At 61.6% G+C, this 20,006-nt stretch carries 16 protein-coding genes; 7 read left to right on the plus strand and 9 right to left on the minus strand.

All coding sequences use genetic code 11. The features are described from left to right. Nucleotides 1-131: 131 nt before the first annotated feature. Nucleotides 132-839, plus strand: a complete 708-nt coding sequence (locus AC1ECN_RS20145; protein ID WP_012757426.1) for a DUF502 domain-containing protein — start codon at nt 132-134, stop codon at nt 837-839. Between the two features lie 80 nt (nt 840-919). Here the strand turns inward: AC1ECN_RS20145 and recG are convergent, their stop codons facing one another. After that, the gene (recG, locus tag AC1ECN_RS20150) at nt 920-3,025 is read right to left on the minus strand and encodes an ATP-dependent DNA helicase RecG (RefSeq protein WP_130672577.1); all 2,106 of its coding nucleotides are present in this window, start codon (nt 3,023-3,025) and stop codon (nt 920-922) included. A 92-nt stretch (nt 3,026-3,117) separates the two neighbouring features. Here recG and AC1ECN_RS20155 point away from each other — a divergent pair, with 92 nt between their 5' ends. From AC1ECN_RS20155 to AC1ECN_RS20165, 3 genes are all read left to right on the plus strand, one after another. After that, entirely contained in the window at nt 3,118-3,423 is a 306-nt protein-coding gene (locus tag AC1ECN_RS20155; RefSeq protein WP_130725858.1) for an FAD assembly factor SdhE, read from the plus strand. Then, nucleotides 3,420-6,920, plus strand: a complete 3,501-nt coding sequence (gene mfd / locus AC1ECN_RS20160) for a transcription-repair coupling factor (RefSeq protein WP_130672578.1) — start codon at nt 3,420-3,422, stop codon at nt 6,918-6,920. Before AC1ECN_RS20155 ends, mfd begins: the two co-directional genes overlap by 4 nt. Nucleotides 6,921-6,984: 64 nt before the next feature. Next, nucleotides 6,985-7,452, plus strand: coding sequence for an OsmC family protein (locus AC1ECN_RS20165; RefSeq protein ID WP_130672579.1), 468 nt, complete (start codon nt 6,985-6,987; stop codon nt 7,450-7,452). A 17-nt stretch (nt 7,453-7,469) separates the two neighbouring features. Here AC1ECN_RS20165 and AC1ECN_RS20170 read toward each other — a convergent pair whose 3' ends face one another. After that, nucleotides 7,470-8,141, minus strand: coding sequence for a DsbA family oxidoreductase (locus tag AC1ECN_RS20170; RefSeq protein ID WP_130672580.1), 672 nt, complete (start codon nt 8,139-8,141; stop codon nt 7,470-7,472). Nucleotides 8,142-8,206: 65 nt separating this feature from the next. Next, on the minus strand, nt 8,207-10,009 hold the full coding sequence (locus AC1ECN_RS20175) for an extracellular solute-binding protein (protein ID WP_130672581.1): 1,803 nt from the start codon (nt 10,007-10,009) through the stop codon (nt 8,207-8,209). Between the two features lie 284 nt (nt 10,010-10,293). Between AC1ECN_RS20175 and AC1ECN_RS20180 the strand changes: the two genes are divergently transcribed. After that, complete coding sequence (locus AC1ECN_RS20180; protein ID WP_024321978.1) at nt 10,294-10,956, plus strand: invasion associated locus B family protein; 663 nt, start codon at nt 10,294-10,296, stop codon at nt 10,954-10,956. 114 nt (nt 10,957-11,070) lie between these two features. On the opposite strand, the gene hspQ is transcribed toward AC1ECN_RS20180, so the two are convergent. From hspQ to AC1ECN_RS20195, 3 genes are all read right to left on the minus strand, one after another. Next, nucleotides 11,071-11,400 carry a heat shock protein HspQ gene (gene hspQ, locus AC1ECN_RS20185; RefSeq protein ID WP_003539613.1) on the minus strand — a complete coding sequence of 110 codons (330 nt, stop codon included), beginning with the start codon at nt 11,398-11,400 and terminating at the stop codon, nt 11,071-11,073. A 260-nt stretch (nt 11,401-11,660) separates the two neighbouring features. Next, nucleotides 11,661-13,070, minus strand: a complete 1,410-nt coding sequence (glnA, locus tag AC1ECN_RS20190; protein WP_011651961.1) for a type I glutamate--ammonia ligase — start codon at nt 13,068-13,070, stop codon at nt 11,661-11,663. Between the two features lie 78 nt (nt 13,071-13,148). Continuing rightward, nucleotides 13,149-13,487: a P-II family nitrogen regulator gene (locus AC1ECN_RS20195; protein ID WP_015339877.1), complete on the minus strand. Its 339-nt coding sequence runs from the start codon at nt 13,485-13,487 to the stop codon at nt 13,149-13,151. Between the two features lie 343 nt (nt 13,488-13,830). On the opposite strand from AC1ECN_RS20195, the gene AC1ECN_RS20200 reads away from it, so the two are divergent. After that, complete coding sequence (locus tag AC1ECN_RS20200; protein WP_130672582.1) at nt 13,831-15,303, plus strand: NAD(P)H-hydrate dehydratase; 1,473 nt, start codon at nt 13,831-13,833, stop codon at nt 15,301-15,303. Between the two features lie 295 nt (nt 15,304-15,598). Then, on the plus strand, nt 15,599-16,618 hold the full coding sequence (locus AC1ECN_RS20205) for a DUF808 domain-containing protein (protein ID WP_018494642.1): 1,020 nt from the start codon (nt 15,599-15,601) through the stop codon (nt 16,616-16,618). Between the two features lie 108 nt (nt 16,619-16,726). On the opposite strand, the gene AC1ECN_RS20210 is transcribed toward AC1ECN_RS20205, so the two are convergent. The 3 genes from AC1ECN_RS20210 to uvrA all read right to left on the minus strand — a co-directional run. Continuing rightward, nucleotides 16,727-17,533 carry a DUF72 domain-containing protein gene (locus AC1ECN_RS20210; protein ID WP_130672583.1) on the minus strand — a complete coding sequence of 269 codons (807 nt, stop codon included), beginning with the start codon at nt 17,531-17,533 and terminating at the stop codon, nt 16,727-16,729. 24 nt (nt 17,534-17,557) lie between these two features. Then, a complete protein-coding gene (locus tag AC1ECN_RS20215) occupies nt 17,558-18,019 on the minus strand; it encodes a GNAT family N-acetyltransferase (RefSeq protein ID WP_130672584.1) in 462 nt (153 codons plus the stop codon). Next, the coding region (gene uvrA, locus AC1ECN_RS20220) for an excinuclease ABC subunit UvrA (protein WP_477953915.1) at nt 18,016-20,006 on the minus strand (1,991 nt) is incomplete at its 5' end. The genes AC1ECN_RS20215 and uvrA, both read right to left, overlap by 4 nt.

Raw genomic sequence — 20,006 nt, forward strand, 5'->3', positions numbered from 1 at the left:
TAACGCCGCAACCTTCGTTTCGAAACATATTGTGCCAGGCCCCGAATTCTGGCAATTTTGGTTTGCGGACAAGGGGGAAGGGGCGGGCATACCGGCCTGTCCAGGACTGAGATGGAGCTCATCAGGACACGATGACCGACAACACCCCCAGAATGCCGGTCGCGACCCGGTTGAGGAATAATTTTCTAGCAGGGCTGATCATCTGCGCGCCGATCGCGATCACCATCTGGCTGACCTGGACCTTCATCCATTGGTCGGACAGCTGGGTCAGGCCCTATATTCCGGCGCGCTGGAACCCGGAAAGCTATCTCAATTTCGCCATTCCCGGTTTCGGCCTACTGATCGCCATCGTGCTGATCACCGTCGTCGGCTTCCTCGGCAAGAACCTCATCGGCCAGAGCATCGTCCGTTTCGGCGAATCGATCGTCCAGCGCATGCCGCTGGTACGCACGATCTACAGAAGCGTGAAACAGATTTTCGAAACCGTGCTGAAGGAACAGGCGAACTCCTTCAAGAAGGTCGGCCTCATCGAATATCCGGGTCCCGGCCTCTGGGCACTGATCTTCATCGCCACCGACGCCAAGGGCGAAATCGCTTCGAAGTTCAATGCCATGGGCCAGGATATGGTCGCCGTCTTCCTGCCGCCGACGCCGGTGCCGACAGCCGGCTTCCTCATCTTCGTGCCGCGCGAGAAGATCGTCATGCTCGATATGTCGCCGGAAGATGCCGCCAAGTTCCTGATTTCAGGCGGGCTTGTCGCGCCCGAACACAAGCCGGCCGATCCCAAGCAGAAGCATTTGCCGCGGCCGAAGCCGGTGGCGGTTTCCAAAGCTGAATGATGCATGTCGCCCAAAAGTGTTCAGCGGTTTTGGGATAAAGACATGCATGGAAGGAGACTTAAAGCGCGCCGCGGCGCGCTTTATCCAGCCCTGAGAAAACGGATCGCCTCGTCGCGGCGGAAAAGATAGAGCAGGGTGCGGATCGCCGTTCCCCTCTCGGTGGTCAAATCCGGATCGCGCTCGATGAGGTAAGCGGCATCCTTGCGGGCGATCTCCAGCAGGTCGGCATGCGCCTCGAGGCTGGCGATGCGGAATCCCGGCGTGCCGGATTGCCTTGTGCCGAGCAATTCGCCTTCACCACGCAGCTTCAGATCCTCCTCGGCAATGCGGAAGCCGTCCTCCGTCTCCCGCATGATCGAAAGCCTGGCATGGCCGGTCTCGCCGAGTGGTCCCTTGTAGAGCAGGATGCAGGTCGAGGCCTCGTCGCCGCGCCCGACCCGGCCGCGCAGCTGATGCAATTGTGCCAGGCCGAAGCGCTCGGCATGTTCGATCACCATGATCGTCGCATCCGGTACGTCGACACCGACCTCGACGACGGTAGTGGCGACGAGCAACCGGGTCTCGCCGTTCTTGAACGCCATCATCGCCGCGTCCTTCTCCGGCCCGCTCATGCGACCGTGGATGAGGCCGACATCTGGGCCAAGTGCCGCGACCAGCGTTGCGTGCCGCTCCTCGGCCGACATCAGGTCGAGCTCTTCGGACTCTTCGACCAGCGGGCAGATCCAGTAGGCCTTCTTGCCCTCGGCGATCGCGCTTTGCAGCCGCCCGACGATTTCGCCGGTCCGTTCCATCGGCACGGTGATCGTCTGGATCGGCTTGCGGCCGGCAGGTTTCTCGGTGAGCTTGGAGACGTCCATGTCGCCGAAGGCGGCGAGCACCAGCGTGCGCGGGATCGGCGTCGCCGTCATGACAAGCATGTGCGGCGAGAGGCCCTTGGCGGTCAGCCGCAGGCGCTGATGCACGCCGAAACGGTGCTGCTCGTCGACGACGGCAAGCATCAGATTGGCGTAGCCGACGCTGTCCTGGAAAAGCGCATGCGTGCCGATGACGATCTGGGCAGCACCCGAGGCGATGCGCTCCAGGATCTCCTCCCGTTCGCGTCCCTTGGTGCGTCCGGTCAGCACCTCGATGCCGAGCCCGGCGGCGGCGGCGAATTTCGAGATCGTCGCGTGGTGCTGCCGCGCCAGGATTTCGGTCGGCGCCATCAGCACGGCCTGGCCGCCGCTCTCGATCACCGCCGCCATCGCCATCAGCGCCACCAGCGTCTTGCCGGAACCGACATCGCCCTGCAGCAGCCGCAGCATGCGCTCGCTGCCGGCCATGTCCTTCAAAACCTCGGCGATCGCCTCGTTCTGGCTGCCGGTAAGCGAGAAGGGCAAGGTCTTCAGGATCTTGCTGCTGACGGCGCCGGTCGCAGTGACCGGCTGGCCCGCCACCTTGCGCAGCCTCTGCCGCACCAGGCTCAGCGACAGCTGGCCGGCGAGGAACTCGTCATAGGCAAGCCGCCGCCGGGCAGGGGCCTGCGGGTCGATATCGCTGAGATCGCGCGGCTCGTGCAGCATGTGGAAACTGTCGCGGATCGACGGCAGGCCCTGTTTCTCTGTCAACGCCAGGTCGATCCATTCCGGCAGCTCGGGAAAACGCGGCAGGCCGGCGTCGATAATCTTGCGCAGCGTCTTCGGCGAAAGTCCCGCCGTCAGCGGATAGATCGGCTCGACGAGCGGCAGGCTCTCCGTCTCGTCCGCCCTGACGATATAGTCGGGATGCACCATCGAGGCGCGGCCGTTGAACCAGTCGATCTTGCCGCTGACCGTCACCTCCGCGTCAACAGGCAGCTGCTTTTCCAGCCATGCTGCCTGTCCGCGGAAGAAGACCAGCGTCAGCTCGCCGGTCTCGTCATGCAGGAAGACGCGGTAGGGGATATTGCTTTTGCCGCGCGGCGGCACCTGGTGCCGGTCGACGCGCGCCGTGATCGTCACGATCGCACCCTGCGGCGCGCGGGCGATGCCTGGCTGGTTGCGCCTGTCGATCAGCGAAAAGGGCGCGTGGAAGAGCAGATCGATGACCCGGCAATCCTCCAGCGTCTCGCGCCCGAGCAGCTTGACCAGCAGGTCGGCGATCTTCGGGCCGACGCCCGGAAGGCCCGAAATGGGGGAAAACAGAGGATCGAGAATGGCGGGGCGCATGCGGCCAAAATGCGATGAACAATGCGGCCTTGGCAAGGCTGACAAGCCGCTTTCCAGGGTCTATAGAGGCGCATCAACAGGAAGGTAATGCCATGACAGGTGTCACGCTCACCAGTGCCGGTCTCGACCCGCGCCGCCGCAGAATCCTTTTCCGCTGCTGGCATCGCGGCATCCGCGAGATGGATCTGGTCTTCGGCCAGTTCGCCGAAGCCGAGGTCGCGACTCTGTCGGAAGCCGAACTCGACGAGTTCGAGACGATCATGGCGGAAGAGGACAATGATCTCGTCCGCTGGATCATGGGAACATGGCCGGTGCCTGAGCGTTTCCAGACACCGATGTTTGCCCGCATCGCTGCCTACAAGCCCGATTTCGACCAGCCCCTCAGGACGCCGGAATGATCCCTGGTTTCGATGCGAAGAAGCTTGCGGCCATTGCCGAGCCGCTGACGATCGGCAATGTGCCGGCAGGTCTTGAGACGCTGCTGCTCGCCGAGCTCGCCCGAACGGGAGAGCCGGTCGCCTATGTCATGTCCGACGGCCATCGCATGGCCGATCTCGAGCAGATGCTGGGCTTCGTCGCCCCCGACATTCCGGTTCTCACTCTGCCGGCCTGGGATTGTCTGCCTTATGACCGCGTCTCGCCAAGCGCCGACACCTCGGCCCGCCGGCTTGCCGCACTCGGCGGCCTCATCGCCCATCGCAAGAAGCCGCATGCGGCAATCGTGCTCGTCACCGCCAATGCCATGCTGCAGAAGGTGGCGCCGCAGGATGTCATCGAAAGCCTGACTTTCTCGGCCCGTCCCGGCAACCAGCTGCGCATGGACGATCTCGCCGGTCGTCTGGAACGCAATGGCTTCGAGCGCGTCGCGACCGTTCGCGAGGTCGGTGAATATGCCGTGCGCGGCGGCATTCTCGACGTCTTCGTGCCGGGTTCCGAAGAGCCGGTCCGCCTCGATTTCTTCGGCGACACGCTGGAGAGCATCCGCAGCTTCGATCCGGCCAGCCAGCGCACGACAGGGCAGGTGCGCTCCCTTGATCTCAACCCGATGAGCGAAGTGACGCTGACGCCGGATACGATCAGCCGCTTCCGCAAGAATTACCTCTCCGCTTTCGGCGCGACCACACGCGACGACGCGCTCTATCTCGCCGTCTCCGAAGGCCGCCGTTACCCCGGCATGGAGCACTGGCTGCCGCTCTTCTACGAGAAACTCGATACCGTCTTCGATTATCTCAGCGGCTTCCGTATCGTCATCGACCATACGGTACGTGAGGCAGCCGAAGAGCGCTCCAAGCTCGTTTTCGACTATTACGACGCCCGCCTGAACTCCGGCCAGCCGGCCAAGGGGATGACGCAGGGCACGCCTTACAAGCCGGTGACGCCAGGCCAGCTCTATCTCGACAGCAAGCTTTTCGTCAAAACCCTCGACGCGCTCGGCGCGATCCGCATCAGCCCCTTCAACGAACATGAGGGCGAGGCGCGGCGGGTCGTCAATGTTGACGCCCGCCAAGGCCAGCGCTGGGCCCGTTCGAACGCCGAAGGCGGCGGCGATGCCGAACGCATCAACATCTTCGACGTCGTCGTCAAGCATATTGCCGACCGCCGCGCTGCCGGCGCAAAAGTGCTCGTCACCGCCTGGACCGAAGGCTCGCTGGAGCGCCTGCTGCAGGTGCTGAACGAACACGGCCTGGAAAAGGTGACGCCGATCGAGGCGCTGAAGGATGTCGGCTCGCTGGCGAGAGGCGAGGCGGCGGCTGCCGTGCTCAGTCTCGAAGCCGGCTTCGAGGCCGGCGATCTCGTCGTTATCGGCGAGCAGGATATATTAGGCGACCGCATGGTGCGCCGCTCCAAGCGCCGCAAGCGCGCAGCCGATTTCATCTCGGAAGTCGCGGGCCTCGATGAGGGCTCGATCGTCGTCCACGCCGAACACGGTATCGGCCGCTTTATAGGGCTCAGGACCATCGAGGCGGCGGGCGCGCCACATGCCTGCCTCGAACTGCAATATGCCGACGAGGCCAAGCTGTTCCTGCCGGTCGAAAACATCGATCTTCTCTCGCGCTACGGTGGCGAGGGCACTGAGGCCCAGCTCGACAAGCTCGGCGGCGGCGCCTGGCAGATGCGCAAGGCCAAGCTCAAGAAGCGCCTGCTCGACATGGCCGATGCGCTGATCCGCATCGCCGCCGAGCGCCTGACGCGCCATGCGCCGATGCTGACGACGCCGGAGGGCCTTTACGACGAATTCGCCGCCCGCTTCCCCTATGACGAGACCGAGGACCAGGATAACGCCATCGAGGCGGTGCGCTCCGATCTCGGCGCCGGCCGACCGATGGACCGTCTGGTCTGCGGCGACGTCGGCTTCGGCAAGACGGAAGTAGCACTGCGCGCCGCCTTCGTCGCGGCGATGAACGGCGCCCAGGTCGCCGTCGTCGTGCCGACGACGCTGCTTTCCCGCCAGCATTTCAAGACCTTCTCCGACCGTTTCCGCGGTCTGCCGGTGCGTATCCAGCAGGCCTCGCGCCTAGTCGGCGCCAAGGAGCTGGCGCTGACCAAGAAGGAAGTGGCGGAAGGCAAGACCGATATCGTCGTCGGCACCCATGCGCTGCTCGGCGCCGGCATCAAATTCGCCAATCTCGGTCTGCTCGTCATCGATGAGGAGCAGCATTTCGGCGTCAAGCACAAGGAGCGGCTGAAGGAACTGAAAAGCGACGTGCACGTGCTGACGCTGTCGGCAACGCCGATCCCACGCACCCTGCAGCTTGCCATGACCGGCGTGCGCGAATTGTCGCTGATCACCACGCCGCCGGTCGACCGCATGGCGGTGCGCACCTTTATCTCGCCCTTCGACAGCCTGGTCATCCGCGAGACGCTGATGCGCGAGCATTATCGCGGCGGCCAGAGCTTCTATGTCTGCCCCAGGCTTGCCGATCTCGAGGACGTGCATGCCTTCCTGCAGTCCGATGTGCCGGAGCTGAAGGTCGCCATCGCCCATGGCCAGATGCCGGCCGGCGAACTCGAAGACATCATGAACGCCTTTTATGAAGGCCGCTACGATGTGCTGTTGTCGACAACCATCGTCGAATCCGGCCTCGACGTGCCCACAGCCAATACGCTGATCGTCCACCGTGCCGACATGTTCGGCCTTGCCCAGCTCTATCAGCTGCGTGGCCGCGTCGGGCGCTCGAAGGTGCGCGCTTTCGCCCTCTTCACCCTGCCGGTCAACAAGGTGCTGACGGCCACCGCCGAACGCCGCCTCAAGGTGCTGCAGTCGCTGGATACGCTCGGCGCCGGTTTCCAGCTGGCAAGCCACGATCTCGATATTCGCGGCGCCGGCAACCTGCTCGGCGAGGAGCAGTCAGGCCATATCAAGGAAGTCGGCTTCGAACTTTATCAGCAGATGCTGGAAGAGGCGGTCGCCGAGGTCAAGGGTGTCGACGAGATCCACGACACCGGCTGGTCGCCGCAGATCTCCGTCGGCACGACGGTGATGATCCCGGAAGGTTATGTGCCCGACCTGCATCTGCGCATGGCGCTCTACCGCCGTCTCGGGGAAATCACTGAACTCAAAGAGATCGACGGCTTCGGCGCCGAGATGATCGACCGCTTCGGCCCGATGCCGATCGAAGTCCAGCACCTGCTGAAGATCGTCTACATCAAGTCGCTCTGCCGCACCGCCAATGTCGAAAAGCTCGATGCCGGCCCGAAGGGTGTCGTCGTGCAGTTCCGCAACAAGGAATTCCCCAACCCGGCAAACCTCGTCGGTTATATCGGCAAGCAGGGCACGATGGCAAAGATCCGCCCCGATCACAGCCTGTTCCTGACCCGCGACTTGCCGACGCCGGAAAAACGCCTGCAGGTCGCTGCCGTCATCATGACGCAGCTGGCCGAATTCGCGAAATAGAGCAATTCCAGCAAAACTGTGCCACGGTTTTGCGTCCGGAATTGCGTGGAAAAAGGAGATGGAGATGGGAACATACGGCGCAACGATCGCCTGGCAGCGGAACGGCGAAACCTTCACCGACAACCGCTACAGCCGCGCCCACCGCTGGAGCTTCGACGGCGGCATCGAGGTGAGGGCGTCCTCTTCCGCGCATGTCGTGCCGCTGCCTCATTCCGCCGAGGATGCCGTCGATCCGGAAGAGGCTTTCGTCGCTTCGCTCTCCAGCTGCCACATGCTCTGGTTCCTGTCGATCGCCGCAAAACAGCGCTTTTGCGTCGACAGCTACACCGATGCCGCCGAGGGCATTATGGAGAAGAATGCCGAAGGCCGTCTCGCCATGACCGTCGTGACCCTCCGTCCGCATGTCGTCTTCAGCGGCGAAAAGCAGCCCTCGCTCAGCGAGTTGGAAAGCCTTCACCATCGCGCCCACGACGAATGTTTCATCGCCAATTCGGTGAAGACCGAGGTGCGCTGCGTTCCGATTCTGGGCTGAAGCTGGAGCCGTCGGCGTCAGTTCATGCCTGATCGCGCCTCGGCTTTCGCCTTGGCGATATCGCGCAATGCATTGGCCAGCACTTCCGGCGTTTGTGCGCCGCTGACGGCATATTGCTGGTCGAAGATGAAGAACGGCACGCCGTTGACGCCCATCTCCTGCGCCGCGGTGATCTCGGCGACGATCAGATCCCGATCGGCATCGGAGGCAAGCAGCGAGGCGATGACCGAGCGATCAAGGCCGGCCTTGTCGGCGATATCGAGCAGTACCGCGTGGTCGCCGACATTGCGGCCTTCCTCGAAATTCGCCTTGAACAGCGCGGCAACGACCTTGTCCTGCTTCTCGCGGCCTTCGATCATCGCCCAGTGGATCAGTCGATGCGCGTCGAGCGTGTTCGGGCCGATCTTGATCGCTTCGAAATTGAAGGCGATGCCGACTTCGCGGCCGTAATCGGTGAGCATCTTGTGCGCCTGCGCCACGCGCTCCTCGCCGCCGAGCTTCTCAGCCAGCGCCTTCTTCTGGTCGACGCCTTCCTTGGGATAGTCGGGATTGAGCCGGTACGGCCGCCAGTTGATGTCGACGCCGATTACGTCCTGCACCTCGGCGATGGCGAGCTCCAGCCGTGCCTTGCCGAGATAGCACCAGGGGCAGACGACATCCGAGACGACGTCGATGGTGATACGCTCCATGATGATTTTCCTTATTCTGTGCGTCTCCCAAGGAGACATGTAAGCCGGGGTGGTTCGGCTGCTTCTTATTGGGCGCTCGTATCCCACCATAGCGGCAGCTGGTAGCCGTAGAGCGGCACAGTGTCTGGATGGCCGATACGCTTGCTGCGCGCCACCCATTGCTGACCCATATGATAGAGCGGCAGCACGTAATGGCTGGACAGCAGCAGCCGGTCGTAAGAGCGCACCGCTGCTGTGAAATCCTCGGCCGAGCGCGCCCGGAGCAGGTGATCGATCAACGCATCGAGATCGGCGTCGTCAGCGCCTGCGAAGCTGTCGCTGCCCTCGCGGGTCTTCGCTGCCGAAGACCAGCGGCCGAGCTGTTCGTTTCCAGGGGAAAGCGAGGACGTGTAGGACTTCATGATCATGTCGTAGTCGAAGCTGTTCGTCCGGCTCTGATACTGCGAATCATCGACCGTGCGGATCGAAGCGGCAATGCCGATGGTCTGCAGCGAACGCTGATAGGCGACAGCGAGCTTCTCCTGGTCGGCATTCTGCGTCATGATCTCGAAGGCGAGTTGGCGGCCGGAGGCATCGAGCATCTTGCCGCCCTGGATCGTATAACCACCCTGTTTCAGCAGCGCGACGCCCTGTTTCAGCACATTGCGGTCGCGGCCGGAGCCGTCGGTGACCAGCAGCTTGTAGGTGCCGTCGAGAATCTCCGGCGCAATTTTGTCCTTGATCGGCCCGAGCAGGGCAAGCTCGGCCGCATTGGCGGGGACGCCGAAACTCGAAAGCTCGGAATTCTGCCAGAAGCTCTGCGTGCGCTTGTAGGCGCCGGAATAGAGGTTCTTGTTCGCCCACTCGAAATCGAACACCATCGACAGGCCTTCGCGCACCTTGAGATTGGCAAAGATCGGCCGGCGCGTGTTGAACACGAAGCCGAGCATGCCGCTCGGCAGTTTCGGCGTGAACACGTCCTTGACCACGGCCCCCGAGGTAACGGCGGGGAAATTATAGGCATTGGCCCAATGACCGGGATTGCCGTCCGGATAGATGTCGACATCGCCCTTCTTGAAGGCCTCGAACAGCGTCGCATCCTGCAGGAAATACTGGACGGTGATCTGGTCGTAATTGTCGGTGCCGACCTTGGCGGGAATGTCCTTGCCCCAATAGTTCGGATCGCGCTCATAGGTGATGCTCTCGCCGGGCTTCACCGTCTTCACCTTGTAGGGACCGGACCCGACCGGCGGCGTCAGCGAGGAACGGTCGAAGGTTGCCGGATCGATCGCATGTTTCGGCAGCACCGGGAAAAGGCCGAAGATCAACGGCGTTTCGCGGTCGGCCTTTTCGTTGAAGGTGAAGCGCACGCTGTGCTCGCCGACCTTCTCCATCTTGGCGACGACGTTGAGGCGGTTGGCGAAGGGCACGCGGCCCTTGTCGCGCATCAGCTCGAAGGTGAACATCACATCCTCAGGCGTCACCGGCTGGCCATCGGCCCATTTCGCCTTCGGATTGAGGTTGAACTGAATGAAGCTCCGGTCGTCATCCCATTCGACCGTCTCGGCAAGCAGGCCGTAGAGCGTGAAGGGCTCGTCCCTGGAGCGCTGCATCAGCGATTCGTAGACGAGATTGCCATAATCCGGATCCCACATGCCGCGCGCCGTCGTGCGCATGCTCTTCAGGATGAACGGATTGAGGCTGTCGAAAGTGCCGACGACGCCATAGGTGATCTTGCCGCCCTTTTTCACGTCGGGATTGACGTAAGGGAAGTGTTTGTAATCAGCCGGCAGGGCAGGCTCCCCGTGCATCGCGATGCCATGCAGCGGCTCGGCGGCGACGGTGCCGCACAGCAGCGAGAGGACGAGGGGGACGACGATCCTGAGCATTCGGCAATCCTTGATCCGTGAAAACGGGCATGATTCACGGCAAAGATTATCATGGGGTCGATCGATTCCAACACAGAACGGCGATTTCTTTGGCATCGCGACGAAATGCACCTCAAATTGCCAAAGAAATGCTGGATATCTTGGACGCTGCGATGTAACAGGTGAACCCGAAGTTTCGGGGTCATGCATTTGCCTTATTTTTTTAAGAGGTGGAGTGCCGAACGACCCGATGGTTGGGGCGGCAAACCGCTGCCCCGAACGGATATCAGGAGACGGAATTCGTTATGATGTTCAAGTCTGAAAAGAAAATGCGGGCAGCGCTGTCCGTTCTGGCAGTGGTGTTCGGCGCTTCGGCTCCGGTCTCCTCCTTCGCGCAGGATGCGGCGGCACAGGCTCCGGCCGATGCCCCGGCACAGGCCGCAGGAGCGCCGAAGCTCGGCTGGTACAAGACCTGCAGCAAGCAGGAAGACAACGACATCTGTGTTGTCCAGAACCTGATCCTCGCCAATGGCGGCCAGCTCGTCACGGCCGTCGGCCTGATCTCGGTTTCCGGCAAGATCAACCGCAAGCTCCTGCAGGTCTCGGTTCCCACGGCACGCCTCGTCCCTCCAGGCGTCCTCATGCAGATCGACGGCGGTAAGGGCCAGAAGCTCGACTACGCCGTCTGCCTGCCGGACAAGTGCACGGCTGAAATCCCGCTGACCGACGCGATGATCGCCAGCCTCAAGAAGGGCAGCGACGTGATCTTTACCTCGATCAATTTCCGCCGCGCTCCGAACCCGATCAAGATTTCGCTTGAAGGCTTCACCGGTGCTTATGACGGCGAACCGGTTTCCGAATCCAAGCTCGTTGAAAGCCAGCGCAGCCTGCAGGAAGGCATGCAGAAAAAGGCCGAAGAAGCCCGCAAGAAGCTGGAAGACGCCCAGAAGGCAGCCAAGGCGCAGTAATCCTGTCACCTTCTTTGAAACAGAAACCCGGCTTCATGCCGGGTTTTTTGTTGCGCAAAGAAAAGGCCTCGCCGGGAGAAGCGAGGCCTTGATTCAACGATCGGCACGAGTGAGTTAGTGGGCGAAGCTCATCTTGGGTTTGAACTGCCCTGACGGGGCCTGATCGAAAATCTGGTAGATCTGTGGGTTGCGAAGCGGCGTGCCGCTTTCGTCGTTCATCAGGTTCTGCTCGGAGACATAAGCGACATATTCGCTTTCGTCGTTTTCAGCGAGCAGGTGATAGAAGGGCTGGTCCCTGCTCGGGCGCACCTCGGCGGGAATGGAATTCCACCATTCCTCCGTATTCGCGAACTCCGGATCAACGTCGAAGATGACACCGCGAAACGGAAATACCTTGTGCCGAACCACTTCGCCGATACTGAACTTTGCTACTCTTTCTTTCATGGTACGACTTCCTTTCATCACCGAATTTGGTGATTGGTGTCGCGCAAATCAAGATTTTTGCACGAGTTCGTCACATGAACGTCATATCCTCCTTCTGCATAATTCCTTAAATCGAAATCGATTTAAGGACAAAATTATGCAGCACTCCAAGTTCTACAGCGTCCTTTGCGCGTCTGAAAGACGCGCGACGCTGTAGTGGCGTCCATGACCTGGGAGGCGAAAGCCCCGGCGGGCCGGGACCTTCTGTGTTCAGGGCCCGATTAGGCCGAATAGTACATGTCGTATTCGACCGGATGCGGCGTCATTTCGAAACGCATCACCTCAGCCATCTTCAGCTCGATGAAGGCATCGATCTGATCGTCGTCGAAGACGCCGCCGGCCGTCAGGAACTTGCGGTCCTTGTCGAGGCTTTCGAGTGCTTCGCGCAGGCTGCCGCAGACGGTCGGGATCTTCTTCAATTCCTTCGGCGGCAGATCGTAGAGATCCTTGTCCATGGCCTTGCCGGGATGGATCTTGTTCTTGATGCCGTCGAGGCCGGCCATCAGCATGGCGGCGAAGGCAAGATAGGGGTTGGCGGTCGGATCCGGGAAGCGGACTTCGACTCGCTTGGCCTTCGGGTTGGAGCCGAACGGAATGCGGCAGGAGGCCGAGCGGTTGCGGGCCGAATAGGCAAGCAGCACAGGCGCTTCATAACCCGGGACGAGACGCTTGTAGGAGTTCGTCGACGGATTGGTGAAAGCGTTGATCGCCTTGGCATGCTTGATGATGCCGCCGATATAAAACAGGCAGCTCTCGGAAAGACCGGCATATTCGTCGCCGGCAAAGGTCGGCTTGCCGCCCTTCCAGATCGACTGGTGCACGTGCATGCCCGAGCCGTTGTCGCCGAAGATCGGCTTCGGCATGAAGGTCGCCGTCTTGCCATAGGCATTGGCCACCTGGTGCACGACGTATTTGTAGATCTGCATCTTGTCGGCGTTGCGCACCAGCGTATCGAACTTGATACCGAGTTCGTGCTGGGCGGCCGCGACTTCATGGTGATGCTTTTCGACGACGACGCCCATCTCGGAGAGCACCGTCAGCATTTCCGAACGCATGTCCTGGGCGCTGTCGACGGGGGGAACCGGGAAGTAGCCGCCCTTGACGCGCGGGCGATGGCCGAGGTTGCCGGTCTCGTAATCGGTGTCGTCGTTCGACGGCAGTTCGGTCGAATCGAGCTTGAAGCCGGTATTGTAAGGATCGGCCTTGTACTTGACGTCGTCGAAGACGAAGAATTCGGCTTCCGGGCCGACGAAAACCGTATCGCCGATGCCGGATGCCTTGAGGTAGGCTTCGGCCTTCTTGGCGGTGCCGCGCGGATCGCGGTTATAGGCCTCGCCGGAGACCGGATCGAGGATGTCGCAGACGATGACCATGGTCGACTGGGCGAAGAACGGGTCCATATGCACCGTTTCGGTGTCGGGCATCAGCACCATGTCGGACTCGTTGATGGCCTTCCAGCCGCCGATCGAGGAGCCGTCGAACATCACGCCGTCAGCGAACATGTCCTCATCGACGCAGACAACGTCCATCGTCACATGCTGCAGCTTGCCCTTCGGGTCGGTGAAACGCAGATCGACGAACTTTACGTCGTTCTCCTTGATCTGCTTCAGAATTTCGCTTGCGGTCGCCATTAAGTAGTTTCCTCCGATTTGCGATGACGGTGTGGGTCGGCGATGACGGTAACGGACTTTGCGCGATTGGCAAAGTGGTCAGATGGCATCAATGCCGGTCTCGCCGGTGCGGATGCGGATAACCTCTTCGACGTTGGAGACGAAGATCTTTCCGTCGCCGATGCGGCCGGTCTGCGCCGCCTTGCGGATCGCTTCGATGACGGCTTCCGCATTCTCGTCGGCCAGTACAACCTCGACTTTTACCTTCGGCAGGAAATCGACGACGTATTCGGCTCCGCGGTAGAGTTCCGTGTGGCCCTTCTGACGGCCGAAACCCTTGGCTTCCGTGACCGTGATACCCTGCAGACCGACTTCCTGAAGGGCTTCCTTCACTTCGTCCAGCTTGAAAGGCTTAATGATCGCTTCGATCTTTTTCATGAGAAAATGTCTCTCCGCTTCTCCTGTTATGGCAGGAATTTTCCCGCTCGCCGGATATGATGCAGATATCGTGCCAGTTTGAAATCCATCTTATCGAAAAAAGACGCCGATTCTGTCAAAACCGGCGCGTTTGCGGGGAATTCTATGTGGTTTTGGTGGCGGAACAGGTGGAAAAACATTGTCTCCGATCAAAATCACATCCGAAACGGAAAAAGTCAGGTATTTTCGCAACTGCGAATACACATCTCGAGGCGATGAAAAGATAGGCAAATGCTTAAATTGCGTTCTTCTCTTTGGTATTTCAGGCGGTTGTTTTTTAGGCGTTTTTTGATTGAATAGGGTGATGATCAAACATCTGTCCGACCTTCTTCTCACGCCGGCCGAAATGGCCGCCGTCGATACGGCCGCTGCCGCATCCGGCATCGATTCCTTCGCCCTGATGGAAAGGGCAGGCGCCGCAGTTGCGGCCGCGGCTCTGCGCCTTCATCCCGGAGCGTTGCGCTTCGTCGCACTTTGCGGACCCGGCAACAACGGCGGCGACGCCTATGTCGCAGCACGTCATCTGCAGCAGAGCGGGGCGAGGGTGGCGCTCTTCCACCTCGGCGATCCCTCCAGGCTGAAGGGCGATGCCGCCCGCGCCCGCATCGGCTGCGAATTGAAGGGACAGGAACTCGACCTCTATCGGCCCGAAACCGGCGACGTCGTCATCGATGGCCTGTTCGGGGCGGGGCTTGGCCGCGCGGTGTCGGACGATGTGCGCGCGCTGATCGGCCGCGTCACGCAGGCCGATATTCCCGTGCTCGCCATCGATCTGCCCTCCGGCCTTGATGGCCGCAACGGCAAGGTGCTGGGTGCCGCCTTCCGAGCCCACAACACCATCACCTTCATGACCCGTAAGCCCGGCCATCTGCTGATGCCGGGCAGGGAGCTTTGCGGTGAATTGGAGGTCTTCGATATCGGCATTCCCGCCCGCATCATCAGGGCTGAGGCGGGCGGTCTCATCGCCGAGAACACGCCGGATGCCTGGAAGAGTGCGCTGCCGGCCGAGCAACTGGAAACCCACAAATACAAGCGTGGTCATCTGGTCGTCTTCTCAGGCGAGGCCGACAAGACGGGTGCGGCGCGCATGTCGGCGATCTCGGGCCTGAAGGCCGGCGCCGGCCTGGTGACGATCGCCGCCCCCCGCGCGGCGATGGCGGCCAATGCCGCGCATCTCACCGCCGTCATGCTGCATGCCATCGACGACGAGGCCGACCTCGGCGACTGGCTCTCCGACAAGCGGCTGCAGACCTTCGTCCTCGGCCCGGGTTTCGGCATTGGCGCCAGGGCGCGTGGCTTCGTCTCGGCCCTTGCTGATCGCCATCTGGTGCTCGATGCCGATGGCATCTCCTCGTTCAAGGACGATCCGCAACAGCTGTTTAATCTTTTCCGGGGTGAGCCGCGTCTGGTGCTGACGCCGCACGAAGGCGAATTCGCGCGGCTCTTTCCCGATATCGGCGGCGACGAAGCGCTCGGCAAGGTGGATAAGGCCTTGGCCGCCGCCCGCCGCGCCAATGCCGCGATTATCTACAAAGGCGCCGATACCGTCATCGCCGCGCCAGACGGCCGTGCGCTCATCAATACCAACGCTCCCGTCTGGCTTGCCACCGCCGGTTCCGGCGACGTGCTTGCCGGCATCATCGGCGGCTTGCTCGCCCAGGGCCTGCCGGCCTTCGAGGCCGCGGCTGCCGGCGTCTGGCTGCACGGCAAGGCTGGCCAACGCGCCGGCAAGGGGCTGACGGCAGAGGAGCTTGCAGCCGAGGTATTGCCGCTTTAGAGCGCCTGCCCGCTGTTGGCCTTCTGCACCTTGAACGCAGAATCTGGACCGTCATCCGACATGTCTGACTGTGGCGCAGTCTGGGATTGTTTTACAATTGTAAATGCGGGGTCTCGCAGAAACGGGAACGGCAGATCCGTCCGTTGGACGAGGCGGGTTGAGCCCGATGCCGGCTGAATAACGGCCATTGTCGTCGCGCTCCTTGCGTGGCATCTTCCCGGCGGAGGATTCCACGTCTCGTTGGCGGGCTTTCCGTTTTTTACTGCGTAAGTCTGTCTTCTCGACGGAGGCTCGAATGAGTATTGGCCTGATCGCCCTTCTTGATGATATCGCGGCATTGGCCAAGGTGGCTGCGGCGTCGCTCGACGATATTGCCGGCCAGGCTGCCAAGGCAGGCGCGAAAGCGGCTGGCGTCGTCATTGATGATGCGGCAGTCACACCCCGCTACGTCACCGGATTTTCGGCAGCACGCGAATTGCCGATCATCGGCAAGATCACGCTCGGCTCGCTGAAGAACAAGCTTCTGATCCTGCTTCCGGCAGCACTGATCCTGAGCCTTGTCGCACCGCAGGCGATCACGCCGCTGCTGATGATCGGCGGGCTTTATCTCTGCTACGAGGGTGTGGAAAAAGTCTACGAACTGGTGATGCCGCATGCAGCCCATGCCCATGAATCGGCGCTCGAGACGACAAGCCTCGATGCCAAATCGCTAGAAGACGAGAAAGTTGCCGGCGCAATCAAGACGGATTTCATCCTGTCGGCCGAAATCATGGCGATTACGCTCGCCGCGGTGCCGTCAGGCAGCATGTTCACGCAGGCCCTCATCCTTGCCGTCGTTGGGCTGGGAATCACGATCATGGTCTATGGCGGCGTGGCGCTTATCGTGAAGGCCGATGATCTGGGTCTGATGCTGGCGCGTCTGCGGACGGCATCTCCGATGGGCGCCGCCTTGCGTTCGATCGGGAAGGGGCTTGTCACAGGCATGCCTTATTTTCTGAAAGTGCTCGGCATCGTCGGAACGGCCGCCATGATCTGGGTCGGCGGCGGCATCATCGTTCATGGCCTCGAAGCCTATGGCATCAGCAGCCTTGCGCATTTGATCCATGATGCCGGTGAGGCGACGGCGCATGCAGTTCCCGTTCTGGCATCGGTGCTGCGCTGGATCGTCGAGGCCGCAGGCGCGGGCATCGTCGGTATCGTCGCCGGCTTGATCGCAATTCCGGTCGCAGGCTACGCCGTCTCGCCGATATGGCGGTACCTCAAATCGCTCCTGCCGCGCCGGCGGAAAGAGGCGCTGGCGGACGGGAAAAAATAAAGCCGTCGTCCGTCGACGAGCAAAGCGTCATATCCAGCCTCATGGAACGCGTGACTGACGATGTGATACCCACAATGTCACGATCCTGTTGTGACTATCCAGCCTCGCCTATTTCGCCAGCGCCTGCTGCAGGGCGATTGCCCCATGCGGCGCATTGACCTTGCCCTCATGGATCATGAAGGCGAAGACGTCGCGCGGCTCGACCTTCATTTTGCGATCTCCATCGATCAGCGGCAGGTCATCAGGAACCTTGCCCTCCGCCCAGGTCTCCAGCCGGTCAGCCCAAGCCTTCAGGTCCTTTTCCGGATAGCAGGTCGGAATATCGTCCGAGCCCTTCTGCAGCCGCGCATAGACGAAATCGGCCGTGACGTCGGCGATCATCGGATATTCGAAATGTTCGGCGCAAACAGGCGCCACGCCATATTTCGAAAGCAGCGCCACGAACTCCGGCACCTTGAAGGAATTGTGCCGCACCTCAACCACGTGGCGGAGCGTCAGCCCGTCCTGTTTTGCCGGCAGCAGCTTCAGGAAGGCCTCGAAATCTTGCGGATCGAATCTCTTCGTCGGCGCGAACTGCCAGAGCAGTGGCCCGAGATGATCGCCAAGTTCGTTGATGCCCGATGACAGGAACCGCTCCATCGATTCACCGGCTTCGGCAAGCACCCGACGATTGGTGACGAAACGCGTCGCCTTCAGCGAAAAGATGAAACCGTCGGGCACGTCAGCCGCCCATTTGGCAAAGACCGCGGGCTTCTGCGTGCTGTAATAGGTGCCGTTGACCTCGATGACCTTCAGCTGGCGGCTGGCATAATTCAGCTCGTCCTTCTGTTTCAGGCTCTCGGGAAAGAAATGCCCGCGCCAGGGCTCGAAGGTCCAGCCGCCGATGCCGGTGCGGATAGTGCCGGATTTCGTCATGTCGTCCTCCCCATTCGCAGCCGCTCAGGCCGCATTGATCTCTTTCGTCATGTCGACGAGTGTCCATCCTGGCCGATAAGGGTTCGGCCGGCGACCCGTTTCCTGAAACCCGAAGGCGCTATAGAGCGCGATGTTCCGCTCCATCCGCGCATTCGTGTAGAGCCGGATCTCCGGCACGGCCAATTCCCGCGCCTTGCCCTCCAGCCAATGCAGCATTGCCAGCCCATGTCCGGCACCCTGAAAGGCCGGCGAGACCGCGATGCTGAACAGCATGAGGTGATCGGAATGCTGCTCGACGACCACGAGGCCGGCCGTTTGCCAGCCGATCTCGCGCAGCCAGACCTCGCCGCATTCGATCCGCGGCGCGTAATCCTCCGTCACCGGGATCGGCGGAGCACCGAACAGCTCGGTATAGGGCCGATAGGCGGCTGTTGTCAGCGTCGCGATCGTTTCCAGATCATCGGGCGACGCTGGCCCCATCGTCATTCCGCCGCAACCGCTTTCTTCACCGGGCGCCGTTCCAGCAATTCCTTCAGGAAGTGTCCGGTATAGGACCGCTTTTCCTTGACGATTGCTTCCGGCGTGCCGGTTGCGACGATCTCGCCCCCGCCGTCGCCGCCTTCGGGCCCGAAATCGAGCACCCAGTCGGCCGTCTTGATGACTTCGAGATTGTGTTCGATCACCACCACCGAATTGCCCTGGTTGACCAGTTCGTGCAGCATTTCGAGCAGCTTGGCGACGTCGTGGAAATGCAGGCCGGTTGTCGGTTCGTCGAGAATGTAGAGCGTGCGTCCCGTCGAGCGTTTCGACAGTTCCTTGGCAAGCTTGACGCGCTGCGCCTCGCCGCCCGAGAGCGTATTCGCCTGCTGGCCGACTTTGATATAACCGAGGCCGACATCCTTCAGCGATTGCAGCTTGTCGCGCACGGCAGGCACCGCCGCGAAGAAATCGACGCCTTCCTCCACCGTCATGTCGAGCACGTCGGCGATAGACCTCTGTTTGAAGGTGACGTCGAGCGTCTCTCTGTTATAGCGCTTGCCGTGGCAGACGTCGCAGGTGACGTAGACGTCGGGCAGGAAGTGCATCTCGATCTTGATGACGCCGTCTCCCTGGCAGGCCTCGCAGCGTCCGCCCTTGACGTTGAAGGAGAAGCGGCCCGGCTGGTAGCCGCGGGCCTTCGCCTCCGGCAGGCCGGCGAACCAATCTCGGATCGGCGTGAAGGCGCCGGTATAGGTCGCCGGGTTCGAGCGCGGCGTGCGGCCGATCGGTGATTGGTCGATGTCGATCACCTTGTCGATATGCTCGAAGCCGTCGATGCGGTCGTGATCGGCCGGGTTTTCACGCGCGCCCATGACGCGCCTTGCCGCCGATTTATAGAGCGTCTCGATCAGGAAGGTGGATTTGCCGCCGCCCGAAACGCCGGTCACCGCCGTGAAGACCCCAAGCGGGATCGCCGCCGTGACGTTCTTCAGATTGTTGCCGCGTGCGCCGACCACCTTGATCTCGCGGCCTTTCTTCTGCTTGCGGCGCTCGTTGGGAACCGGAACGCCGAGTTCGCCCGAGAGATATTTGCCGGTCAGCGAGTTCGGATTGTCCATGATGTCTTGCGGCGTACCATGGGCGATCACCTGGCCGCCGTGAATGCCGGCTGCCGGGCCGATATCGACCACGTCGTCGGCCGACAGGATCGCATCTTCGTCATGTTCGACGACGATGACGGTGTTGCCGATGTCGCGCAGGTGCTTCAGCGTGTCGAGCAGCCGGGCATTGTCGCGCTGATGCAGGCCGATCGACGGCTCGTCGAGCACGTAAAGCACGCCCGTCAGCCCCGAGCCGATCTGCGAGGCAAGCCGGATGCGCTGGCTTTCGCCGCCCGACAGCGTGCCGGAATTGCGCGACAGGCTGAGATATTCCAGGCCGACGTCGTTGAGGAAGCGCAGCCGGTCGCGGATTTCCTTGAGGATGCGCACGGCGATCTCGTTCTGCTTGGCGTTGAAGCTTGCCGGCAGCGTCTCGAACCAGTCACGGGCGACGCGGATCGACATACCAGTCACTTCGCCGATATGCAGCGTGTCGATCTTCACCGCCAAGGCCTCCGGCTTCAGGCGGAAGCCATTGCAGGAAGGGCAGGGGGCGGCCGACATGAAGCGCTCGATATCCTCGCGCGCCCAGGCGGAATCGGTCTCCTTCCAGCGGCGCTCGAGGTTGGTGATGATGCCTTCGAAATTCTTCTGCGTCGTATAGGAGCGGGCGCCATCGGCGTAATGGAATTCGATCTTGTCGTCAGTGCCGTTGAGGATGACATCCTTGGCCTCGTCGGACAGATCGTTCCAACGCGTGCCCAGCTTGAAGCCGTAATGTTTGCCGAGCGCTTCCAGCGTCTGGTTGTAATAGGGCGAGGTCGACTTGGCCCAGGGCGCGATCGCTCCGTCGCGCAACGTCCGCTCGGGCTCGGGCACGATCAGATCCGCAT

The sequence above is a fragment of the Rhizobium sp. 01N447_2 genome, from assembly GCF_056399245.1.

Excerpts from the sequence above, each read along its gene's own strand:
- AC1ECN_RS20145 (WP_012757426.1), top strand. The coding sequence starts at position 132 with ATGACCGACAACACCCCCAGAATGCCGGTCGCGACCCGGTTGAGGAAT.
- recG (WP_130672577.1), bottom strand. The coding sequence starts at position 3,025 with ATGCGCCCCGCCATTCTCGATCCTCTGTTTTCCCCCATTTCGGGCCTT.
- AC1ECN_RS20155 (WP_130725858.1), top strand. The coding sequence starts at position 3,118 with ATGACAGGTGTCACGCTCACCAGTGCCGGTCTCGACCCGCGCCGCCGC.
- mfd (WP_130672578.1), top strand. The coding sequence starts at position 3,420 with ATGATCCCTGGTTTCGATGCGAAGAAGCTTGCGGCCATTGCCGAGCCG.
- AC1ECN_RS20165 (WP_130672579.1), top strand. The coding sequence starts at position 6,985 with ATGGGAACATACGGCGCAACGATCGCCTGGCAGCGGAACGGCGAAACC.
- AC1ECN_RS20170 (WP_130672580.1), bottom strand. The coding sequence starts at position 8,141 with ATGGAGCGTATCACCATCGACGTCGTCTCGGATGTCGTCTGCCCCTGG.
- AC1ECN_RS20175 (WP_130672581.1), bottom strand. The coding sequence starts at position 10,009 with ATGCTCAGGATCGTCGTCCCCCTCGTCCTCTCGCTGCTGTGCGGCACC.
- AC1ECN_RS20180 (WP_024321978.1), top strand. The coding sequence starts at position 10,294 with ATGATGTTCAAGTCTGAAAAGAAAATGCGGGCAGCGCTGTCCGTTCTG.
- hspQ (WP_003539613.1), bottom strand. The coding sequence starts at position 11,400 with ATGAAAGAAAGAGTAGCAAAGTTCAGTATCGGCGAAGTGGTTCGGCAC.
- glnA (WP_011651961.1), bottom strand. The coding sequence starts at position 13,070 with ATGGCGACCGCAAGCGAAATTCTGAAGCAGATCAAGGAGAACGACGTA.
- AC1ECN_RS20195 (WP_015339877.1), bottom strand. The coding sequence starts at position 13,487 with ATGAAAAAGATCGAAGCGATCATTAAGCCTTTCAAGCTGGACGAAGTG.
- AC1ECN_RS20200 (WP_130672582.1), top strand. The coding sequence starts at position 13,831 with ATGATCAAACATCTGTCCGACCTTCTTCTCACGCCGGCCGAAATGGCC.
- AC1ECN_RS20205 (WP_018494642.1), top strand. The coding sequence starts at position 15,599 with ATGAGTATTGGCCTGATCGCCCTTCTTGATGATATCGCGGCATTGGCC.
- AC1ECN_RS20210 (WP_130672583.1), bottom strand. The coding sequence starts at position 17,533 with ATGACGAAATCCGGCACTATCCGCACCGGCATCGGCGGCTGGACCTTC.
- AC1ECN_RS20215 (WP_130672584.1), bottom strand. The coding sequence starts at position 18,019 with ATGACGATGGGGCCAGCGTCGCCCGATGATCTGGAAACGATCGCGACG.